Here is a 19,850-nt window from a genome sequence, read left to right as displayed (position 1 = left end):
TAAACAGATGCGGAAAGTTCTCGAGGGCTTGGCGCTTCCAGCGATGAAGTTGGCCGGGGTGAATTTGATGCTCGGCGGCGATTTGAGTCACCGTTTTTTCTTCCTTGAGCATCTCCAGTACCACTTGGGCCTTGAACGTGGCGGTATGATGTTTTTGCTTCGGCATGACGTGTCCAGTGTAACACTTGAGCCCCCCTAAAATTTGTCTAGATTCTGGGGACCACTATACTTCTTATATCCTCACTTCCTAAAATGACGTCGACTATCTGTACGGGGGGAAATAACCGGTTCGCGTTTCGTTCACACCGTATGACGGATTGCATCATCTTCGCTACGGAGAACGTATAGAGGTTTCCTCTGGGTGCATCTCAGTACTATGTCATGGCATCCTTTCTTGGCAACGCCCGCGCGCGGTGCGACACTCATAGTCCCGGAATTTTCTGAATCGCCCTCTTTTGGTGATCTCGGCGCTGCGAATCTTCGTATTGACAGTTAAAGCGCACAGTTTATCAGTCTCCATTGACGAAGGGAGAGATGTCACATGAGCCACTTTTCCATCACTCCAGGTTTTCGCAAGATTCTTCCTGCCATAGCGGTGGCGATTATCGCCGCGGGTTGCGGATCCTCTTCCAGCAGTGCGGCGTCGAGCACTGCCACCCCAACCTTGCACCTATCACACGCCAGTCTGGTGAAGACAGGCCTAGTGAATGTGAAGGGAAAGCAGGAACGCGTTCTGATGAATTCTAAGGGCTACACGCTGTACTACTTCACCAAGGATACCCCGAAGGTGTCCCATTGCACGGGCGGCTGTTCGGCGTTGTGGCCTCCCTTGGTGGCCCAGTCAACCCGGATTCCAGAACCAGCTGGACTCACGGGACAACTCACGGTGGTCAAAGATGCCCATGGGCGCCAAGTCTCATATAACGGGCATCTACTGTACACCTATCGAGGGGACACCAAACCGGGGGAGACGTCGGGTCAAGGGTTCCTCAAAGAGTGGTGGGTGGCCACGCCGAATCTGAAGGCACCTAGTACAGCCTCTGGTGGAGGCAGTGGATGGTAGAGGGCGCGGAACAACACCTGTCCGTTCGCTCTCGAACCCTATTGATAGTGCTGCGCGTGGCGATGCCCCTTATCGCGGTGGGGACGGGATTCTTGCCGTGGCTCTATGCGGTGGCTCCAAGTGGAGGAAGCCACTCAGCAGTACTGAAAACGTATTCCCTGTACAGCTTGAGCCCTCTCTCGTGGGTGTGGCTCGTGGCTTCCTTGCTGTTGGCGGCTACCGCTCTCTTTGGAGAACGCCTGTCAATGGCTCGAGCGCGAGACAGAATATCGTTAGCGTATGCCGCCGTTTCTTTAGGGACAGCCCTCTCGGCCATCGTCTTTGTTCACGTAGCGGGTATGGTGTCGTCCGTTCTCAGTGCGCCGAACCCGGTGGCACTTGGCTATGGCGTCTTTATATTTCTTGTTGCGGCATTGATGTGGACAATAGCTGCGGCTTTCACCGCCGGATAATGGGCAGCTCGTTTGGGATATGCTTTAGCATTCCCCTTCTCGAGGTGCCCCACCGGGGGTGTAATGCCAGTCATTTTGTGCGTTGCCACTTTAGTCCTTCCTAAAATTTTTTTTGCGCTGCTCTACTATACCCATAGTCTTTCAAACTGACTTCAAAACTGAATGATTTGCGGAAGGTACTGTCGCCAAGCCCTAGAAATGATTGATTGACACGGCGACTCCGGGTAATTATTATTTTCACCAGTTGGTTAATAAGGGAGGATATGTAATGGATTCCTTGATGGAGCGCATAGTGGGCTGGGTTGCTGGACGGCGGATGCGATGGATCACATTGGCGATTTGGGTGGCTCTCTCAGTCGTTGCGGCAGTAGCGTTCCCTTCGCTAAGCGCCGTCGAGGCGCAAAATCCAGCGTCATTGCCCTCCACGGCCTCCTCGGTCGTGGCAGGTCACATTGAAAGTCACGCGTTTCACACTGCCTCTGGCATTCCTGGTCTCTTGGTGTTCTATCAGCGTGGGGGATTGACTAATCTCAGTCTACGGCGCATCGCGGTGAGTTTACACGCGCTGGAGACGCACCCCTTGCCGTTGCAAAAAGGCGCGATCCCGTTTGCTAACCAGTCGACATCGGCTTTACGGTCACTGGCAAAGGCTCAGCACAGCACCTTGGTGATTCCCATCACCTTTACCAATTCCAGCAACAGTAAGATCCTGGCTCAGATCACCCACGATTTGGGAAGTACGCTGCATCATGCCAGTGGTACTAACCTTTTGACGGTACCGACCACATCGGGTCACTTAAGTGCTCGCCTCACCGGACCTGAGGGAATTGCTATCGATACGGCGGGTCTCTTCAGTAATGCCGATGTCATTTTGTTGGCGGGGACCACAATGTTGATTCTTGTGTTGCTCCTCCTGATTTACCGTTCTCCGATTTTGCCCTGGATTCCGCTGGCCAGTGTAGGATTGAGTTACTTGGTAACTTCGGCCATTTTGGCCATGATGGTGAAGGCACATTGGATTGTGGTGGATGCGGAAACGGTGTCGATTATGATTGTATTGATGTTTGGTGTAGGCACCGACTATACCTTATTTGTGGTGTCGCGATATCGTAACGCCCTCTGGCAGGAGTCGAGTCCCCTTCGGGCATTGAGCGGCGCGTACCAGAAAGTGGCTACGGCTGTGGCCATGAGTGCCGGCACGGTGATTCTGGCACTATTGACCTTGCTGGTATCGATATATGGGCCCGATCACCAGTTTGCCATCCCATTTGCGGTTGGTGTTGGGGTGACGGCCGTGGCCTCGCTGACGCTAGTCCCAGCCTTACTGAGTCTTCTCGGACGGCCAGCGTTTTGGCCGTATACCCCCCGCGTGGGACGATCACAGCCGCGCAGTCGAGGAATTATGGCCTCTTGGGTGACCCATCGCCCCTGGCGTGTGGTGGTCGTGGTGACGGCCATCTTGGCGGCACTGGCGTTCAATAGCTTGCACATTCATGCTACCGCCAATTTGTTGAGCGAGCTTCCTGCCAGCGCGTCCTCCGTAGAAGGCTATCAATTGGTGGCGCATGCCGATGGGGCCGGGTCTTTAAGTCCGGTATCGGTGATTGTACAAGGGCCCGGGGCGACCCGCAACATTCGTCGAGATTTGCTTCGCGTGCATACCGTTTACTCCGTCAGTGCTCCCCAAAAGGGTCACTACGACGGACATACGGTTTCGCTCTATTCGGTAAGTTTGCGACAAAACCCTCTCTCCAACGCGGCAATGGGGGACTTGGCGGGAGTCCGCCAAGCGGCAAAGAACGCTGCGGGTCCGGGCACGGCAATCTATCTGGGAGGGTCGACCGCACAAAACGCCAACAGCACAGCTGCCGTGGCGCACGATACCCGTTGGGTGATTCCTCTGGTGCTGACGATTATCTTCGTTCTGCTGATAGCGTATCTGCGCTCGATTGTGGCGGCGCTATATCTGATTGCCACCGTCATACTCTCCTTTTTTGCAGCACTTGGAGCGGGTTGGTTACTCTTGCACAACCTCATGGGAATTTCCGGATGGGCCGATGGGGTTACTTTATATGCATTTGTATTCTTAGTGGCGCTCGGTGAGGACTATAACATCTTCATGCTCTCGGCAATCTGGGCAGAGCGTAGACATTATTCGATGCGTGAGGCCATTCGCCGAGGGATTCGGAACTCGGGGCCGGTGATTAGTGCTGCGGGCCTCATTCTGGCAGGAACCTTTGCGGTCTTAACGGGGCTACCTTTGCGTATCTTGCTGGAATTTGGCTCGGTGGCAGCAATTGGTGTACTACTGGATACCTTCTTGGTGCGCTCGATGTTGGTGCCAGCCATCACGGCACTACTTCAGGATGGTGCGATGTGGCCGAGTCGGCCGCCTGAGGCCGTGGGAAACGATGAGCTGCCCGAAGGTTATTCTCTATAGGTCAACTGCATAACGACGGTGTCAAAATCTGCTCTACCGGGTTGGGGATGTTCCATTGGTATTTGGGCTTTCGGTCATTATTCACCGCGTATTTCAGCATTTGTAAGATAGTGGTGGCTTTAAGGGAGCCCGAGTGTCGACCGGGACTTTCCTTAAAGCCGTCTTCGTTCCGCTTGAGTTATTGCACGTTACGCTGAGTGTAGAGCGCAAGAGTGTGGAGACGACTTTTATGGCGGATAAATGGTGACGGCGACTTGTGCCGAATTTTTTTGAATTCGATGGGTTCCTTTAACCTCTCAGGGGAGGGCAGGCTTGGTGGTTCTCGGCATAGGGTGAAAAGAATGATACACCACCTCGACGGGGCCAGATACTTTTCAGTTCAAGGGCAATCCCTCTTTTTGACAACAGTGCCCTTTAATACACTACGGGTGTTTACTGGAACTGATGTACCTAAGGGGTTCTGTCGAAATGGCTTCAATACCATATAGATTAGTCACCTGTGGACGAGCCATCATTCTTTACCGGAGCGACCATTGATGAGGCGCCGTATAGGAATTCTCAGTGCTGCCACCTTACTGGCCGCAGTGTTCTATTTTTTTGTACTCTCTCCCGTCTATCATCTTTATCGAGCATGGCATGTGATGCATCCTATGGTGGCTGAGGTGAAAGTGGACTTAAGGGCTCAGCATGATCGGAGCCTTGTGTTGCTTTTGCCACAACTGTTGCCTGCACTGAAAAACGCTGATATGGCTCTTGGCCGACTTCACTATCTCGCCTGGGGGCCTTACGTAAGGAATACGTATGCGAGTGCCGACTCCATGATAAACACTCTATATTTGGCCGTCCAAGGGGCGGATCACTCGCAAATTTTGCGCGTTGTGGGAGATTCGAAATCAGGGTCCACTCATGCTGCAGTGGACAGCGTGATGGCGCATTGGCCAATGCTCGCAGGGAGTCTTCAATCCTCTGTGTCCTCGTGGCAAAAAGCCGCCGCTGATGCGACGACAATTTTACCCGATGCGCTGCCCCAGTCGATGAGGGGACCTGCGATCCAGCTTCATCATTGGGGTGTAATCGGGAGGCCGATGCTTAACACTATCGCGACCATTGTCGATCATCCCACACGGTGGGGACGATTGTTAGGCGTCAGCAAACCTGCGCACTACCTCATTCTGTTCCAGAATAGCGGTGAATTGCGGGCATCCGGAGGGCTCATTACCGCCTACGGCATGCTGACGGTTAAAGACGGGCATATCGGGGCGGTAAGTCCTATTAACACCGCGCGATTGGCCATGCGGTCGACGATTCCAGCGCCATTTCCATTCCGACACTATTTCGGCCAACGGTTCTTAAGTTTTGAAAATGCCAGCGACAACCCGGATGTTCCGCAAGTGGCGAGAACTGTTGAGGACATTTTGAAGATGAATCACCAGTTGGGGCCGATTCAGGGCATTGTTTTTGTAAATACCGGTCTCGTGGACACGCTGCTTCAAGTATTCGGGCCGCTTACCGTCCCAAAGCTCTACACGGGAGGACGGCGAATCATTCTCTCGGCCGATAACGCTAACGTAAAAATGGAATATATTGCTGAGGAATCGGGTCTCTCTCACTCTATTCGCAAACAGTTTATTGGAGCGGTTATGGCGGAACTAGTCCGTCGGGCCATGAATGCACGCGGGGCGAATGAGATTACCCTCCTACATACTATGGGGGCGGCTTTACACCATAAAGAGCTATTGCTTTATGTCAACGACAGGTCGGCCGAGGCAAAATTACGGCAATGGGGTTGGGCCGGGGCTATTTCTCGCCGTGTTTCGGGCGATTACTTGGAAGTGGTCGACGAAAATCTGGGCGGTCATAAAGATAATTATTTCTTACAGCAACAGGTGAGCACCTCACTCGCCGCGACACACGGAAAAACCCTGGTGACGACAGCCATTACGTGGACGATGCCGGTGGTCGCTGATGGATGGCTGACGGTCGGCTATCCGGGTTGGGTGGAAATTTATGTGCCGCACGGCTCTACCCTGATTTCGATGACGGGGGCGGGTACGCATGATGACCGGACCGTAGAGGATATAAGGGTCAACAAGACCATTTTTGAGGGCACATTCTATATCAGTAATAAGAGGACGGAAAAGAGCCCACCAGTCGTAAAAACGATGGTGGTGCGCTATTGGTTGCCGAAGGGGCTCGATCCCCACCAGTTGCTGGTGCAACTACAACCGGGGGTTCCATCGGAACGACTGGTGGTTCGGGAGAATGGTATGACCGTGGCCAACGTAGTGGAACGTTCTGACCTCGACTTCCACTGGTAACGTGATCGTGAACTCGAGGCACAAGCATCACAATGTGTCAGGGTGGCCAGAGGGTTGACCTACATTAGGAGAGTATCGGTAAATGGTCATAACAGGGGTTCCGAGGTTAGTGTGCCCCACATTTAAGGGACAAGATCGGTGATGTTAAGCCACGGGAAGAAGTGCGCCATGGTCACAAGAAATTGCTTTGTATCCCTAAATAGTTCGGCGTGTAGACCCAAGGATTGCGCTTTCAGCACAATGGACTCACTATCATCCCAGAGCAGGCCTTCTGCAGGTGACATGTCCAACGAGGCCCATATCGACTCAAAGAAGTGGGGCGTGGGTTTGATAGCCCCTACCGTGCAGGAAGCAAAGACTCCATCCACATGGGCGTTCAGTCCCATCGCCTGAAGGAGATACTGGGTGCGAGCCGCTTCCTGATTGGTTGCTAGATACACTGCCACGTTCCCGGCTCGCAATCGGTCCATGATGGTCAGAACGGCCTCGTTAAGCTGATGTTCGCAGCGAAACCACTCGTCCATAAAGTCCTCCTCGCGACCCGGCCACTGCCACCGTCGCAGGTAAGGTCCTAAGACGAGACGCAGATCAGCCTTTCCAACCAGACACTCTTGGAACGGTCCTAGAAAAAATGGTGCAGTGGCGACTTCGGTCAGGTGGTATTTCTCTTTCAAGAGGCGAGCAAAACGCATCCCCGGCCCCGGCACGACCACCCCATCAACATCCATTAAGACGTATTGTATCGCGACTGATAGCGCCTCCTTCACGATGAGCCCAGAGATTCGGCATATGTCCCTCATTTTAGCGTAGAGACGTCTCCCTAGGGAACCCACACTTAGCGGATTGCGGCCAGGGGTGGCGGTGTACGACGGTAGTTCACTGCTGGGGGCACTGTCAACCAAGAGCATTTTCCGCCTTTCCCTGGTTTCGGTCAGTCACCGCCTCGCCCTTTTCAACGCCAGAGAAATATCGCCCTCGCCCGATCACGGTATGAGGTGAAATCTCACCCTCATGGGTGATATTCGAGTAGGCCAGGCGAGATTACAGTAGGGCCAGTGCATCTCGATGAGACCACGTCCATTGGATCTTCTTTAAATCACAAGAGATAGGATTTGGAACACAAGCTGGCGCCGGAGAGAGTCACTGGGGAATAGGAGAGATCGGTGGAATGAAAATCGCGGTGATTTATGGGACACGCCCAGAGTCAATCAAGCTCGCTCCGGTGATTCACGCACTGCGTGATTTTGGCGTGACAGTGACGGTGATTAACACCGGCCAACATCAAGCGCTCATGCCCGAGGTCATGTCGCTCTTCAATGTGTGCGACGATTATCAACTAGAAATTCTTCGACCGCGTCAGTCGTTGGGAGCTCTCATGGCGCACATGATTTCTCGGGTGTCGCGGGTGCTGACGCATGTCCGTCCCGACCACATCGTGGTGCAGGGAGATACCATGACGGCGGTCGCCTCGGCATTAGCGGCTTTTTATCTCGGTATCCCGGTTTCACATGTGGAAGCAGGCCTAAGGACTCAGCAGTTAGATTCGCCCTTTCCGGAAGAAGCCAATCGGCGGGTCATCGCCTCCATTGCCGCGATGAATTTTGCGCCCTCCGTGCGAGCGGTTCGCAATCTGCGCGACGAACACGTATTGGGTGAAATCTTTCTTACCGGCAACCCAGTAGTGGATGCGTTGTACGCCATTGCCGATCGGGCTGACGGAACCCGCGCATCGACTGGCAAAAGAGTGGTGGCGACCATCCATCGGAGGGAAAACTTCCCGTACTTAGAAGGGATATTTAAGGCGTTCGTCCGCATTGCCGAGGAAGGCGTTGAAGTGCTGTTACCAGTTCACGCCAATCCGATCGTGGCGGATGCAGCGCACGCTTGGCTCGCCCGCTCTGCGGTGAGATTGATAGAACCGGTAGACTATCTCCCTTGGATTGGCCTATTGAAGACGGCCGACTTAGTCATCACCGACTCGGGGGGACTGCAGGAGGAGGCTCCGGTGCTCGGGATCCCGATACTCATCGCGCGTCAAACCACGGAGCGACCAGAAGTTGTCGATGGCGGCTATGGCTATCTGGTTGGCGTTGACGAAGAGCACATTTTCAATATGGCCTTACGGGCGCTCAACGGAGAACTGCCTTTTCGACAGGGAAGTCCTTATGGGGACGGCCGAACCTCTCTACAAATTGCCAGTATATTAACCGGTTATTCGACGTCCGTCCTCGCTACGGAGTCGGGCGCCGTTGGAGGGTGATTGTCACGAAAATTTGTGTGATTGGGATGGGCTATGTGGGACTGCCGACCGCCTTGATGTTGGCTGTCTCAGGCCACACCGTTATTGGATGCGATATCAAAGGGCAGCTCATCGAGAAACTCAAGTCGGGAACGTTTGACTCTCCAGAAAAAGGACTCAATGCGTTATATCATCACGCCCGTCAACTGGGTTCGATTGTTTTCTGTGAGATGCCGATGGCGGCGGATGCTTATATTCTCGCCTTACCGACGCCCATTGGCTCTAGCGGCCGGGCGGATGTTTCGGCCATTCACGAGGTGGCCCGGCACATTGCGCCTTTGGTTAAACCCGGAAATATTGTGGTCTTGGAGTCAACGGTTCCTCCCGGGACAACCAAAGACTTGGCCGAGTGGATTGGTGAGCCTCGTGCCTTGTACGCTCATGTACCAGAGCGCGTATTGCCCGGAAATCTTCTTCATGAGCTCAAGCACAATGGGCGAATTATCGGGGGATTGTCTACCGAAGCCACTAGGAAGACCGCCGAAATTTATCACAGTTTTGTGGCGGGTAAGATTCGTGAAACCGAGGCATCAATTGCTGAAATCGCCAAGTTAATGGAGAACACCTACCGTGATGTCAACATTGCACTGGCCAATGAATTTGCCAAGGTTTGCGATCACTTAGGGATTTCCGCGCAGGAAGCCTTAACGATTGCCAATGAACACCCGCGCGTAAACATCTTGAGTCCGGGATTAGGGGTAGGTGGACACTGCATCGCGGTCGACCCCTGGTTTATCGTGCAATCCTGTCCAGAGGAAGCACAACTCATTCGAACAGCCCGTCAAGTCAATGATGCACAGCCCGTCTTTGTATTAAATCTGTTGAAAAAGATGTTGGAGGGGTCATTGTTGCAAAGACGGGTGGCGGTGCTTGGCTTGGCCTATAAAGCCGATGTAGACGATGCGCGTGAAAGTCCGTCACGCGCCTTTTTGACCCTCCTCGAATCCGAAGGAGCACAAGTGCGGGTGCACGATCCATTGGTCTCGTCTCTGGAAAAGTGGCAGACGGAACCCCTTGAAGCACTCTTTCCTTGGGCTGACGCCGTGGTTGTTGCTACGGGCCATAGCGCCTATTACCAACTAGAGGATCACCTGATTCAACAGGCCCGCGGCGATGTGCGGGTATTGGACGCTCCAGGAATTCTTGATACTGAGCGGTGGGAAGCATGCGGTATCTCCATCGCTACGGTTTCATCTAGCGGGCGCGTGCGCGCGCAAGTGTTATGAGGTCGTTTACGGGGGTGGACTCATGTGTGGCATAGCGGGGCGGTGGGGATTATACACCGGCCTTCATCCGGAGACCCGACAATTACTCAATCATCGCGGGCCTGATGATTGGGGCCAGATACTTTTGTCCACTCGGGCTGGGCGGATGGAATTGTTACAAACCCGTCTTGCGATCCTGGATCCCTCCAGTGCAGGACATCAACCGATGAGTACTGCTGACGGGCGGTATACCATTGTATTGAATGGGGAGATTTATAATTTCCGCGCCTTACGTCGAGAACTTCAAGCATCTACCAACTTTCAATCTCAAACAGATACCGAAGTGGTCCTTCAAGGATTTCTCCACTGGGGTGAGGAACTGTTTGCGAAATTAGATGGAATGTTTGCTCTCGGTATTTGGGATGCGAAGACCGAGACCTTAGTGTTGGCCCGCGATGGTTTAGGAATCAAACCGTTATATATCGCTGAAGAGCCGTCGAAGGGACTGACGTTTGCATCGGAACTGAAGGTGTTGTTGCGCCAACCGGGGATCAATAGAACGCTCCGCGTCGAATCGATTGCGGAATACTTAACCTTTCTCTGGATACCCGAACCGCATACCATGTTTCAGTACATTGATAAATTGCCGGCCGGTCACTATGCGATCTATCGGGCCGGTCGAAGGCAAGGTCTCTATCGCTATTACGATTTCAAGTCGCGTTTTGCCAGCAAACAACAAATTAGCGATGCCGATATTGGTCCCGTAGTCCGCGATACGTTGGCGGCGGCAATTCGCTCGCACATGGTCAGTGACGTGCCCATCGGGGCGTTCTTTAGCGGTGGGCTGGATTCGACGGCGATTATTGCTGAAATGGCACGCGAATCCAGCAGCCCGGTGATGACCGAAACCGTAGGATTTCATCCGAAAGACCAAAAATATGACATTGCGCCCAGTGATGTGTTGTATGCGCGTCATGCGCTATCCCAGTTACCGCGTAACCTGGATTATCATGAAACCTTTCTTGAAGATGCTTCTTTAGACCTTTTGCCCGAAATTGTTCGATGGCTTGACGACCCCATTGGTGATCCGGCGGCTATTTCCACGCTCCTGATTGCGCGAGCAGTACAACCACGGGCGCGGGTGATGCTGAGCGGAATGGGTGCCGAAGAGATTTGGGGAGGATATGCAAGATATTGGGCCACCCTATCGGCCATGCATTCCTGGGGTAAATTGCCATCGTCGACTCAAAAGATAACGCGAACTCTGCTTTCCTATATGCCGTCGTCCCAGCCTTGGCCAATGATGGGGATGCTACGTCAGGCCAAAAAGTATTGCCGTGCGTCGGGGACGAACATGGCGGATATTTTCATCACCTTTGAAAGTTACCTGGATCGTGAAGATTTACCCAATGCGCTCATGCCGACATGGTGTGGAGCTGACCCATGGGCTCGGCACCTCGAGCTTTTTCGAGACGTTGAGGGTCTAGATCCGTTGGACCAGATGGCCTATGTCGATGCGATGACCTTTTTGCCTAGTTTGAATTTGGCGTATACCGATCGCGCCTCAATGGCGGCTTCGATCGAAGTCCGGGTGCCATTTTTGTCGTCGGCGATGGTGGATTTGGCGGCGCAGTTACCGTCGTCGGCGCGCCTTTATGGTCGAATCGGGAAATATGGAATCCGCAAAGCGGCTGGATTGATGGGGGTGCCGGAGGACATTATCGCGCGAAAGAAGAGCGGGTTTGGCGCCCCGGTGCGCGCTTGGATGGCACGACAACATCACCCGCTCATTCAAGAATTACTGGACGAGGATGTCATTAGACGACGTGGTGTAGTCAACCCTGCCTATGTGATGGGCCTGAGACAACGGCATCGGTCTGGGAGAGAAGACTACGGACTGCAATTATATGCATTGATGGTGCTGGAACAGTGGTTTCGAACCTATGTCGATGATCCCTCAGTGCTTTTTGATGCGACAACTACGGGAGGAGATGTCGTTTATGGCAATTGATACCGTGCTTATCCGAACGCCTCATTCTATGCAGCAAGTGACACAAAACTTCCGTTCGGGCATTCTTTCGGTGGTGGAGGTGCCCATACCGCAATTGAAAGCAGGGGGTGTCTTGGTCCATACCATGAGTTCTGTGGTATCCGCTGGAACCGAGCGATCCAAGGTGGTCTTGGCGAAAAAGAATCTCTTAGGGAAGGCACTTGCGCGCCCAGACCAAGTCCACAAGGTGATTGCCCAGGTCAAGCGTGATGGAATACAGAGCGGACTGGCCAAGGCCTTTAATAAGCTGAATGCCTATAGCCCCATGGGATATTCGGCTGCGGGTGTCGTAGTGGGTGTGGGTGAAGGGGTCTCTGGAGTGGTGGTTGGGGATCGTGTGGCGTGCGGGGGCGCGGGCTATGCAAACCATGCGGAATATGTCTTTGTCCCGAAGAATCTGGTGGTACCGATACCAGACTCTGTGGACTATGCTGACGCCGCTTTCGCTACCGTGGGCGCGATTGCCCTACAAGGTGTGCGACAGGCCGACGTCCACATTGGCGAGCGGGTCGCGGTGGTTGGTCTGGGATTAATGGGATTACTCTCGGTACAGTTACTCCGAGCCAGTGGGTGTGTGGTTACAGGGATTGAGCCCAACACGCAGCGTTGTCGTCTGGCGGAGTCGCTCGGGGCTCATCGCGCGCTCTCGCCAGAAAATATCAGTCAAGGTGTCATTCGAGGATTAACCCAGGGCATGGGGTTCGATGTGGTGGTGATTACCGCGGCCTCGGCCTCGCGGGGATTTTTGGCTATGGCCGCCGAACTGCTGCGTGATCGTGGGCGCGTGGTGGTGGTGGGTGATGTGCCGCTAGAGGCGCCGCGCGAGATCTTCTATCGAAAGGAAATTGAGCTTCGACTCTCCCGTTCCTATGGTCCCGGGCGATATGACCGCCAATATGAGGAGGGCGGCCATGACTATCCGATTGGCTATGTTCGATGGACGGAACAACGTAATATGAGTGAAATTTTGCGACTCATCGCTGATGGACGTCTTAACCTCAAATCCTTAGTGAGTCATCGCCTGCCGATCGATCAGGTCACAGCGGGGTACGAGGCTCTCAAATCGGGACAGGCGCTTTCGATAGTGCTGGACTATGTCAGTGAGGATGATCGTCCGCGCTCATGGCCTTGGTACGAAAAGAAATACCCTGCGGTGACAAAGACCCCCGTGGATTCGCTGGGTGTCAGTGTCATTGGCGCGGGAAGCTACATGGGCGGAGTCCTGATGCCGATCTTGCGAGCGACCAAACGGATTAACCTTCGCGGGGTGATAAGTGCGGGGGGCTTATCCGCTGAGGACTTTCGCCGCCGTCACGGATTTGCATTTTCCACGGGAGATCTTGACGACCTGATGCAAGATCCCACCACCGCGGCACTCATGATTGCCACCTCCCATCGCGAGCATGGTCGACTCGTCCATGAAGCCCTGGGGCATCAGAAGGCGGTCTTTGTGGAAAAACCCTTAGCTATCACCGACCAGGAAGTACGAGTCATCGCGCAAGATCTTAAGAGCAATCCCAGGCTCATGGTGGGCTACAATCGACGGTTTTCACGCCATACGCGTCTCTTAAAGGACGGATTTGGCGATCGGGCAGGCGCCGCTTTAGTGACTATGCGCGTCAACGCTGGGGCGATTGACCGCGAGCATTGGATTCAAGACAAAACGGTGGGAGGAGGACGCATTATTGGCGAGGTGTGCCACTTTGTTGACCTGGCTCAAGCCTTAACCGGTAGTCAGATTCAGTCGGTATTTAGTCAGGGACCGGGTGGCGTCGATTACGGTCGAGACCTCGAGGACAACGTGACGGCCGTGCTGTCGCATGCCGATGGCTCTATCAGCACCATTATTTATACGGCTAAAGGGGACCCGACGGTCGGAAAAGAACGGATTGAGATGTTCGCGGATGGCATCTATGGCGAAATCGACGACTTCAAGAAGAGTATCTTGGTACGCGGTGGAAAAACGGAGGTGGTCCGCGGCACGGATAAGGGGCAACGCGCAGAGCTCGAGGCATGGCTTGCTGCTCTACGTACTGGCGGTGAGATGCCCATCCCTCCCTTCGAACAAGTGATGAGCGCGGTGGCCACCTTGGCGGTGATCGATAGTCTCCATGCGCGAGAGCCGCGGTCAGTGAGGATGCCATGAGAGTCTCATGGTACCTAAAACGTGCGCGGCGGATGTCATTTCAAGAACTCGGAGGAAAGACCTATGATAGGATTCTGGCGCCGTGGATTATTCGTGGATTGCAGTCGAGTCAGGCAGAGGCCTATCTACGCCATGAGGTGATGCTGCCTTTCGAATTCATGAAAGAGGCCAAGCGCCCTGATTTAGCCATTCTTGATGTGGCGGAGCGCGTGCGGCAAGGGGATCGTTGGATATTGGGGTTGGGATGGACGCCATCCTCGTCGTGGAATTGGTGTGCAGATCCTGCGACGCAGGAGAAATGGCCCATCGTGCCGAGCTACCGTATCAACTATCGGCAACTAGGAACGGAGATTCGCCTCACCTGGGAATTAAATCGATTTCACGATCTTACGGTATTGGCACAAGCTTTTTGGATGAGTCAAGAGAAGCGGTATCTTGATGAAATCATCCGGCTTCTGGATGATTGGGTTGCGTATAATCCCGTAGGGATGGGACCCAATTGGGTCAGTGCCATGGAGGTCGCTATCCGGATCGTGAACTTGACGTGGGTGGCTCGGATGGTCCGTCACGCCGCGCCCCACGTGGTGGACCGTATTGGACGACAAGTCGCTATTCATACGCAATATGTGGCGCGGCACTTGTCGTTCGGATCGTCCGCTAACAATCACCTATTAGTGGAACTCATGGGATTGGTCGTGGCCCATGGCTATTGGACCTTTTCGGATACCGATGATCAGATGGACGAGTACGGGGGTCGCTTTACTAAGGAATTAGACCGTCAGACCACGGTCACGGGACTGCATTGTGAAATGAGCAGTCATTATCATTTGCTGGTCACTGAGGCCGCGATCCATGTACAGAGCGCCCTGAAAGCCCGTCACACAAAGACGGTGCAGCTCGATGGGCTGGTCACGCCAATGCGACAAGTCATTTCCGCGCTGACGATGGAAGACGGACTCTGTCAGTTTGGGGATGATGACGAAGGACAGATTGTGCGGTTTCCCGCTCGGACGATGAAATGGGAACAGATATTGGCCGGGGCTCATACGAGCCCCTGGGTGCCGCTGCCGTCTTTAATGGAATTTCATCCCGAACTATCAATACAAACCTTTGATGGACTGGTGGTAGTGCGCACCGAAGCGTATCGGCTCATTGTTGATGGAGCGCCGAGCGGGCTGGGACCACTATATGCCCATGTGCATGATGATGGTGGAAGCCTTTATCTGGGGTTTCGGGGCCACTGGTTTCTGGTTGACGGTGGCACCGGTGGATATTTCTATAATATGGATTTACGCAAGTCGTTAATGGAAGCGCACGCACACAACCGACCCACCTCAAATATGGAGGACACGAGTGCACTCATTGGCCCTTTTACATGGGAGCGCGTGCCTCAGAGATTTCATATTACCTATGACGCCCTCTCCCATGAAGTCGTACGGATGATTGTCACAAGCGAAGATGGCGTATTTCATCGAACAATTGTGGCTGAAGGGCACACGATTCGGGTGAGCGACGACGCAAGCGGGCGGCCCGTCCGTGTGGCGCTCACCATGCCCGCCAGTTGGACTTGGGAGGCTCTGACGCCATATCGGGGTATCGCCACACTCAATGCGTGTCGACTGTCATTGACGTCGACGGCCAAGATATCCTCACGGAGCATGACCATTCCGTCTTTCGGTGGGGGAGGCAAGAGCGGCTTGACACTCTTATGCGACGCTTCGGATCGCATCGATTGGGAGGTGGTGGAATGCTAGAAAAACAGATCGTCAGCGTTTCCGATAAGTACGCATTTATGGGGTGTTATGTCGACTGCCTCACGCGCCAGGCCACTCGTGAGCGTATTGTCGAGCTCATGATGAGCGGCCAAACGCCGCTGACGCATGCGGTAATCAATGCCGGCAAGGTGGCGAGTTACCATGCAGATGCGGCACTGCGCGAGGCCATCGCTGCCGCCGATATTGTGAGTGCCGATGGACAGGCTATTGTGTGGTTTGGGCGCCTATCAGGTGTGCCGATTCCTGAGCGAGTGACAGGTATCGACTTGATGTCAGACCTTCTCGAAGAGGCCAACCGCTACGCTTGGCGCGTCTATCTTTTGGGAGGGACAGAGGCTGTCGTCCACCAGACTTTGCAGCACATTCAAGCGAGATATCCCGGTCTCGGCGCACTTGCGGGTCGCAACGGCTATTTCGCAGCTGATGAAGAAGAGGCGATCTGTGACAGTATGGCGGCATGGCATCCCGATATCGTATTTCTTGGCATGAATACACCGAAAAAGGAATTACTCGCTTATACCCAATTGCATCGGATGGGGAGCAAGCTGGTGATGGGTGTGGGAGGTGCTTTTGATGTCTGGGCGGGAACCACCCGACGCGCTCCGGTGATCTTGCAACGATTTGGTTTGGAGTGGTTCTTCCGCTTCTTACAAGAGCCCCTGCGGATGTGGAGACGATATATCTTTGGGAATGTCCGCTTTTTATATCTGTGGGGACTATGGATCAAGAATGGTCGACCCCAGGAATGGGGCGACAAATGATGCGGGTCAGTCAAGGAAGCATTGTCCATTGGTCAATGAACATCGTATTGCTTCTTTTAACAGGGGCTTTGCTCGGGATATTGGCTCTCAAGGGAATTGACGCGCTTTGGGGGCTCATTGGCCTACTGGTCATTGTTTTCGCGATCATCGTGGCCATTCGCAATATTCAACTGTTGACGGTCGTGACCTTTAGCTTGCTCCTCTTAGGGGAAATCTTGGCCAATCGCGCCTTTAGCCACATTGTATTGGGGAAGCCGCCGCTATATATTACCGAAGTGACAATGTTCATCCTCGCCATGTTGCTCGTCGCTCAACGCAAGTTTCTCATTCCGGCGGTTATCCGTACCCCGTTCCTCCTAATCATGCTAGTGTGCGTCGTGTCGGCTGCCATCAACCTGTTCCGGTTTTCGGCCGTCTCCGTAATGCGCGATTCCGCAGAACTTTATTATATGATGTTCATTCCGCTCGCCTACTCCATCTTTACCATCATGAGAGTGCACCTCAATCGTCATCGCGCTGAGCGGTTGGGGATTGTCGTGGCTTTCTTGGTGCCTTTGCTGTATCTGGTGACCCGATCCATTCAAGTACCCGCTACCAGTGAAGCGGTTGCGGGCAGCATTATTTTGGTGGCCATTTCGTGGGACTTTAAGGCGGTATCGTCTCGCGTCGTGTGGCTCGCCATTTTGATCAATCTCGTGGCGCTCTTTGACGGTGGGGCGCGGGGACCGTGGATAGGGTTTTTTGTGGGACTAGCGGTATTAGCTATTGGATCGGGGGCGATTTCCGATTCCAGACATCGACATCGCGTACGCTACCAGTTAGCGGTATTCGCGGCCGTGCTCATTTTGGCTGCCGTGGGCGTGGCCATTTTTGATGCGGCCTTGCTGACGCATTTAATCCACGATATCGGCAGTGTAACATCGTTCAGCGGATCCTATTCGCAGGTCGCCAACAATCGTTGGAGAATGATTATTTGGGGCGAGGCGTTTCGCCAATTTCTCGCTAATCCCCTAGCCATACGTGTGGGTCAGGGTTGGATGCCAATTCAACTGATTGCGTTGGGATATGGAGGGGTTAATACCACCGGATATGCGTTGAACACGGTGGCGCTATCCAATTCCTATTTACAGATGCTTCAGTGGTACGGAATTTGGGCTGCTATTCCCTTTTGGTGGATGGTGATCAAGCTATGGCGTACCTTCGCGCGCAATATTCGATGTCATCCGGCTCTCTATTCGGTGATCGGTTTGATGAGCCTATGGGCCATCAACACCGGGGTTGAGGTGGTTTTAGAGGGACCGTATATGTCGGCAATTGTCTGGAGCATTATCGGTTTTGGACTCACATGGATGGTTATAGGAGGGGCAGACAATGCATTTGGCAGTGGACGGAACCTACCAGAGCGTGATCAATAATCCCGGAGGAGGAGCGACCTTTTTAATCGAGTTGATTCCACGACTTTCCCGTGATTTGACCCGGTCGGGGGATCGTCTGACGGTGTTTTGTCCTCGTGCGGATCGGCGCTATTATCAGAGATTGGGGATAAAGACAATCGCTTTTCCTACCACACCTTCGCCATTAAGGGGATTGAGCACCCATGTGTTGGTGCCTCTCTACGCCAAGGCCATCGGGGTGGATATCTTGCTACAACCGGGGAACTTTGCGTCGCTTTTAAAAACCACCAAACAAATCGTGATTGCTCAGTCGGTGTTAACTTTCAAACATTTTCCCGAGGAGTTAGGGGCGTTGAAAGCCATCTATCGCCGAATGATGCTTTGGATGACCACCACCAGGGCGGATGCCCTGGTGTTTTTGTCTCACGCGCAGCAACAAGAATTTTATCATTACTATCGACGGTTACCACCCCATGTGGTGATTTATCCCGGAGCTCCCGAGGTAGCCAGAAGAGTGCCCAATCGCAAAAGGTGGATATTGGCCGTCAATTCACTCTGGAAGTATAAAAATCTTGAGGGAGTGGTGGAGATTGCCAGTCGGCTACGTGAAAAGGGGATGCCTCTCCCGGTGTACATCGTTGGGGATGGTCCGTCACATGGCGCATTGAACCAGGACATTCGTACTCGTGGATTACACGAGACCGTGGTGTTGCTGGGCGCGAGATCCTTACACGAGGTATATACGCTCTATGAAGATGCACTGTTAACCATCAATTTGTCGGCGGTGGAGTCCTTCGGATTTCCCATATTGGAATCGATGGCCTATGGTGTGCCCGTGATCATTTCAGACCAGGCGTCTCTCCAGGAGGTGGCGGGTTTAGCAGGGGTGGTGGTGTCCAACACGGACGTTGCTGCTCACTGGATCGAAATGTGGGCTCAGAGTGAACAGGATTGGCAGGCCGCCAGTGCACTTGGACTTACGCGCGCCGGGAGGTTCTCGTGGGACACGACCGCCAGCGAAATGATTCAACTCTGTTTAGCGGTCGCGAGGGGAGAGAATCCGCCAGTGATACGGGAAGAGTATTTCCCAGAGGAGGAGCGCAGAGGACGTATTTCACCTGCGGCAGAGAAAGTGCTTCGCTGAGTGGCTGGGACGCTCTGCTGTCAGGAATGGCGGTCGGACGTATTATTGGAGAATAGGCTCCACGAGATGCCTTAGGTCGTGCTCTCCGATTTTTGAAGGTAGTGATGGATGAGGCGATGGACTGGGGTGCGAAAAAGTGTATAGGTGATCGAAGTGAACTCATCGTTGGCCCAGTGATATTTGTAGTCGTGAGAACCCACCATAAAATTAATGGTGCGGTAATTGCGGTATTCGTTTTTTAGGAGGTGGTACACCATGAGGGTGCCGGGAGACAGGCGGCTCAGTGCGGGATTAAAGGCTTTCGTGTAGCAATACAGTTCTCCTCGATCGTGGAATCCGAACGTGCATGCGGCTAGTTCATCGTTGATAGATATAAGGGCCAGGTGTAACTTCGATTGAGCCATTAAGTGATGGGCGAGCTCGCGAAGAAATTGCTGGTGGTGTTGGCTATATGCAATACCGTCTAGCCCATCACGAGACCATCTCTGGGTATGTATTTTGAAGAACTGGTCAAGGAAGGGGTCCACGTCAGTGCTTTCGGTGATGAGCCGATATTGTGTCGGACCGTGTTTCTTTGCTCGCTTGAGGGCGTAGCGCATTTTCTTGGTGAGAGTAAGACGGTCGTATTCCTGCCATTCAATATGCCGGGTGTCGACGATGGGATTCAAGGCGGTGTAAGACGAAAATTCCCCGAAGGTGCTCGCTGTAGCCCTACTCCACATGTTTGCCATCACGGCCGTGGGTATCGAGGTGTTCCTTAGACGGACCAAAGCATATCGCTTTCCCATCTCTCGCACAAGATC

At 53.6% G+C, this 19,850-nt stretch carries 15 protein-coding genes; 12 read left to right on the top strand and 3 right to left on the bottom strand.

Features of this window, described 5'->3' with window-relative positions:
• Positions 1 to 166 (bottom strand): transposase (locus ACOJWD_RS01840; protein ID WP_486991521.1); only part of this gene is annotated, 166 nt, incomplete at its 3' end.
• 375 nt (positions 167 to 541) lie between these two features.
• Here ACOJWD_RS01840 and ACOJWD_RS01835 point away from each other — a divergent pair.
• The 4 genes from ACOJWD_RS01835 (at position 542) to ACOJWD_RS01820 (ending at position 6,273) form a co-directional block, all read left to right on the top strand.
• On the top strand, positions 542 to 1,063 hold the full coding sequence (locus tag ACOJWD_RS01835; RefSeq protein WP_486991520.1) for a COG4315 family predicted lipoprotein: 522 nt from the start codon (positions 542 to 544) through the stop codon (positions 1,061 to 1,063).
• Positions 1,057 to 1,515, top strand: coding sequence for a hypothetical protein (locus ACOJWD_RS01830; RefSeq protein WP_486991519.1), 459 nt, complete (start codon positions 1,057 to 1,059; stop codon positions 1,513 to 1,515). Before ACOJWD_RS01835 ends, ACOJWD_RS01830 begins: the two co-directional genes overlap by 7 nt.
• 268 nt (positions 1,516 to 1,783) lie before the next feature.
• Positions 1,784 to 3,955: an MMPL family transporter gene (locus ACOJWD_RS01825; RefSeq protein ID WP_486991518.1), complete on the top strand. Its 2,172-nt coding sequence runs from the start codon at positions 1,784 to 1,786 to the stop codon at positions 3,953 to 3,955.
• Positions 3,956 to 4,491: 536 nt separating this feature from the next.
• Entirely contained in the window at positions 4,492 to 6,273 is a 1,782-nt protein-coding gene (locus ACOJWD_RS01820) for a DUF4012 domain-containing protein (RefSeq protein WP_486991517.1), read from the top strand.
• A gap of 122 nt (positions 6,274 to 6,395) precedes the next feature.
• On the opposite strand, the gene ACOJWD_RS01815 is transcribed toward ACOJWD_RS01820, so the two are convergent.
• A complete protein-coding gene (locus ACOJWD_RS01815; RefSeq protein WP_486991516.1) occupies positions 6,396 to 7,181 on the bottom strand; it encodes an HAD family hydrolase in 786 nt (261 codons plus the stop codon).
• A gap of 260 nt (positions 7,182 to 7,441) precedes the next feature.
• Here ACOJWD_RS01815 and wecB point away from each other — a divergent pair, with 260 nt between their 5' ends.
• The 8 genes from wecB to ACOJWD_RS01775 are packed head-to-tail and all read left to right on the top strand — an operon-like array spanning position 7,442 to position 19,047.
• Positions 7,442 to 8,533, top strand: coding sequence for a non-hydrolyzing UDP-N-acetylglucosamine 2-epimerase (wecB, locus tag ACOJWD_RS01810; RefSeq protein WP_486991515.1), 1,092 nt, complete (start codon positions 7,442 to 7,444; stop codon positions 8,531 to 8,533).
• Positions 8,530 to 9,798, top strand: a complete 1,269-nt coding sequence (locus tag ACOJWD_RS01805) for a nucleotide sugar dehydrogenase (protein ID WP_486991514.1) — start codon at positions 8,530 to 8,532, stop codon at positions 9,796 to 9,798. The genes wecB and ACOJWD_RS01805 overlap by 4 nt, the downstream gene beginning before the upstream one ends.
• A gap of 22 nt (positions 9,799 to 9,820) precedes the next feature.
• Complete coding sequence (asnB, locus tag ACOJWD_RS01800; protein ID WP_486991513.1) at positions 9,821 to 11,788, top strand: asparagine synthase (glutamine-hydrolyzing); 1,968 nt, start codon at positions 9,821 to 9,823, stop codon at positions 11,786 to 11,788.
• The gene (locus ACOJWD_RS01795) at positions 11,778 to 13,973 is read left to right on the top strand and encodes a bi-domain-containing oxidoreductase (protein ID WP_486991512.1); all 2,196 of its coding nucleotides are present in this window, start codon (positions 11,778 to 11,780) and stop codon (positions 13,971 to 13,973) included. The genes asnB and ACOJWD_RS01795 overlap by 11 nt, the downstream gene beginning before the upstream one ends.
• Complete coding sequence (locus tag ACOJWD_RS01790; RefSeq protein ID WP_486991511.1) at positions 13,970 to 15,727, top strand: heparinase II/III family protein; 1,758 nt, start codon at positions 13,970 to 13,972, stop codon at positions 15,725 to 15,727. The genes ACOJWD_RS01795 and ACOJWD_RS01790 overlap by 4 nt, the downstream gene beginning before the upstream one ends.
• Positions 15,721 to 16,509, top strand: coding sequence for a WecB/TagA/CpsF family glycosyltransferase (locus ACOJWD_RS01785; protein ID WP_486991510.1), 789 nt, complete (start codon positions 15,721 to 15,723; stop codon positions 16,507 to 16,509). The genes ACOJWD_RS01790 and ACOJWD_RS01785 overlap by 7 nt, the downstream gene beginning before the upstream one ends.
• Positions 16,467 to 17,924, top strand: a complete 1,458-nt coding sequence (locus ACOJWD_RS01780; protein ID WP_486991509.1) for an O-antigen ligase family protein — start codon at positions 16,467 to 16,469, stop codon at positions 17,922 to 17,924. The genes ACOJWD_RS01785 and ACOJWD_RS01780 overlap by 43 nt, the downstream gene beginning before the upstream one ends.
• On the top strand, positions 17,881 to 19,047 hold the full coding sequence (locus tag ACOJWD_RS01775) for a glycosyltransferase family 4 protein (protein ID WP_486991508.1): 1,167 nt from the start codon (positions 17,881 to 17,883) through the stop codon (positions 19,045 to 19,047). Before ACOJWD_RS01780 ends, ACOJWD_RS01775 begins: the two co-directional genes overlap by 44 nt.
• A gap of 71 nt (positions 19,048 to 19,118) precedes the next feature.
• On the opposite strand, the gene ACOJWD_RS01770 is transcribed toward ACOJWD_RS01775, so the two are convergent.
• Positions 19,119 to 19,850 (bottom strand): GNAT family N-acetyltransferase (locus tag ACOJWD_RS01770; protein WP_486991507.1); only part of this gene is annotated, 732 nt, incomplete at its 5' end.

The organism is Sulfobacillus sp. TH-112 (genome assembly GCF_057473405.1).
This window is presented reverse-complemented; position numbering and strand designations above follow the sequence as displayed.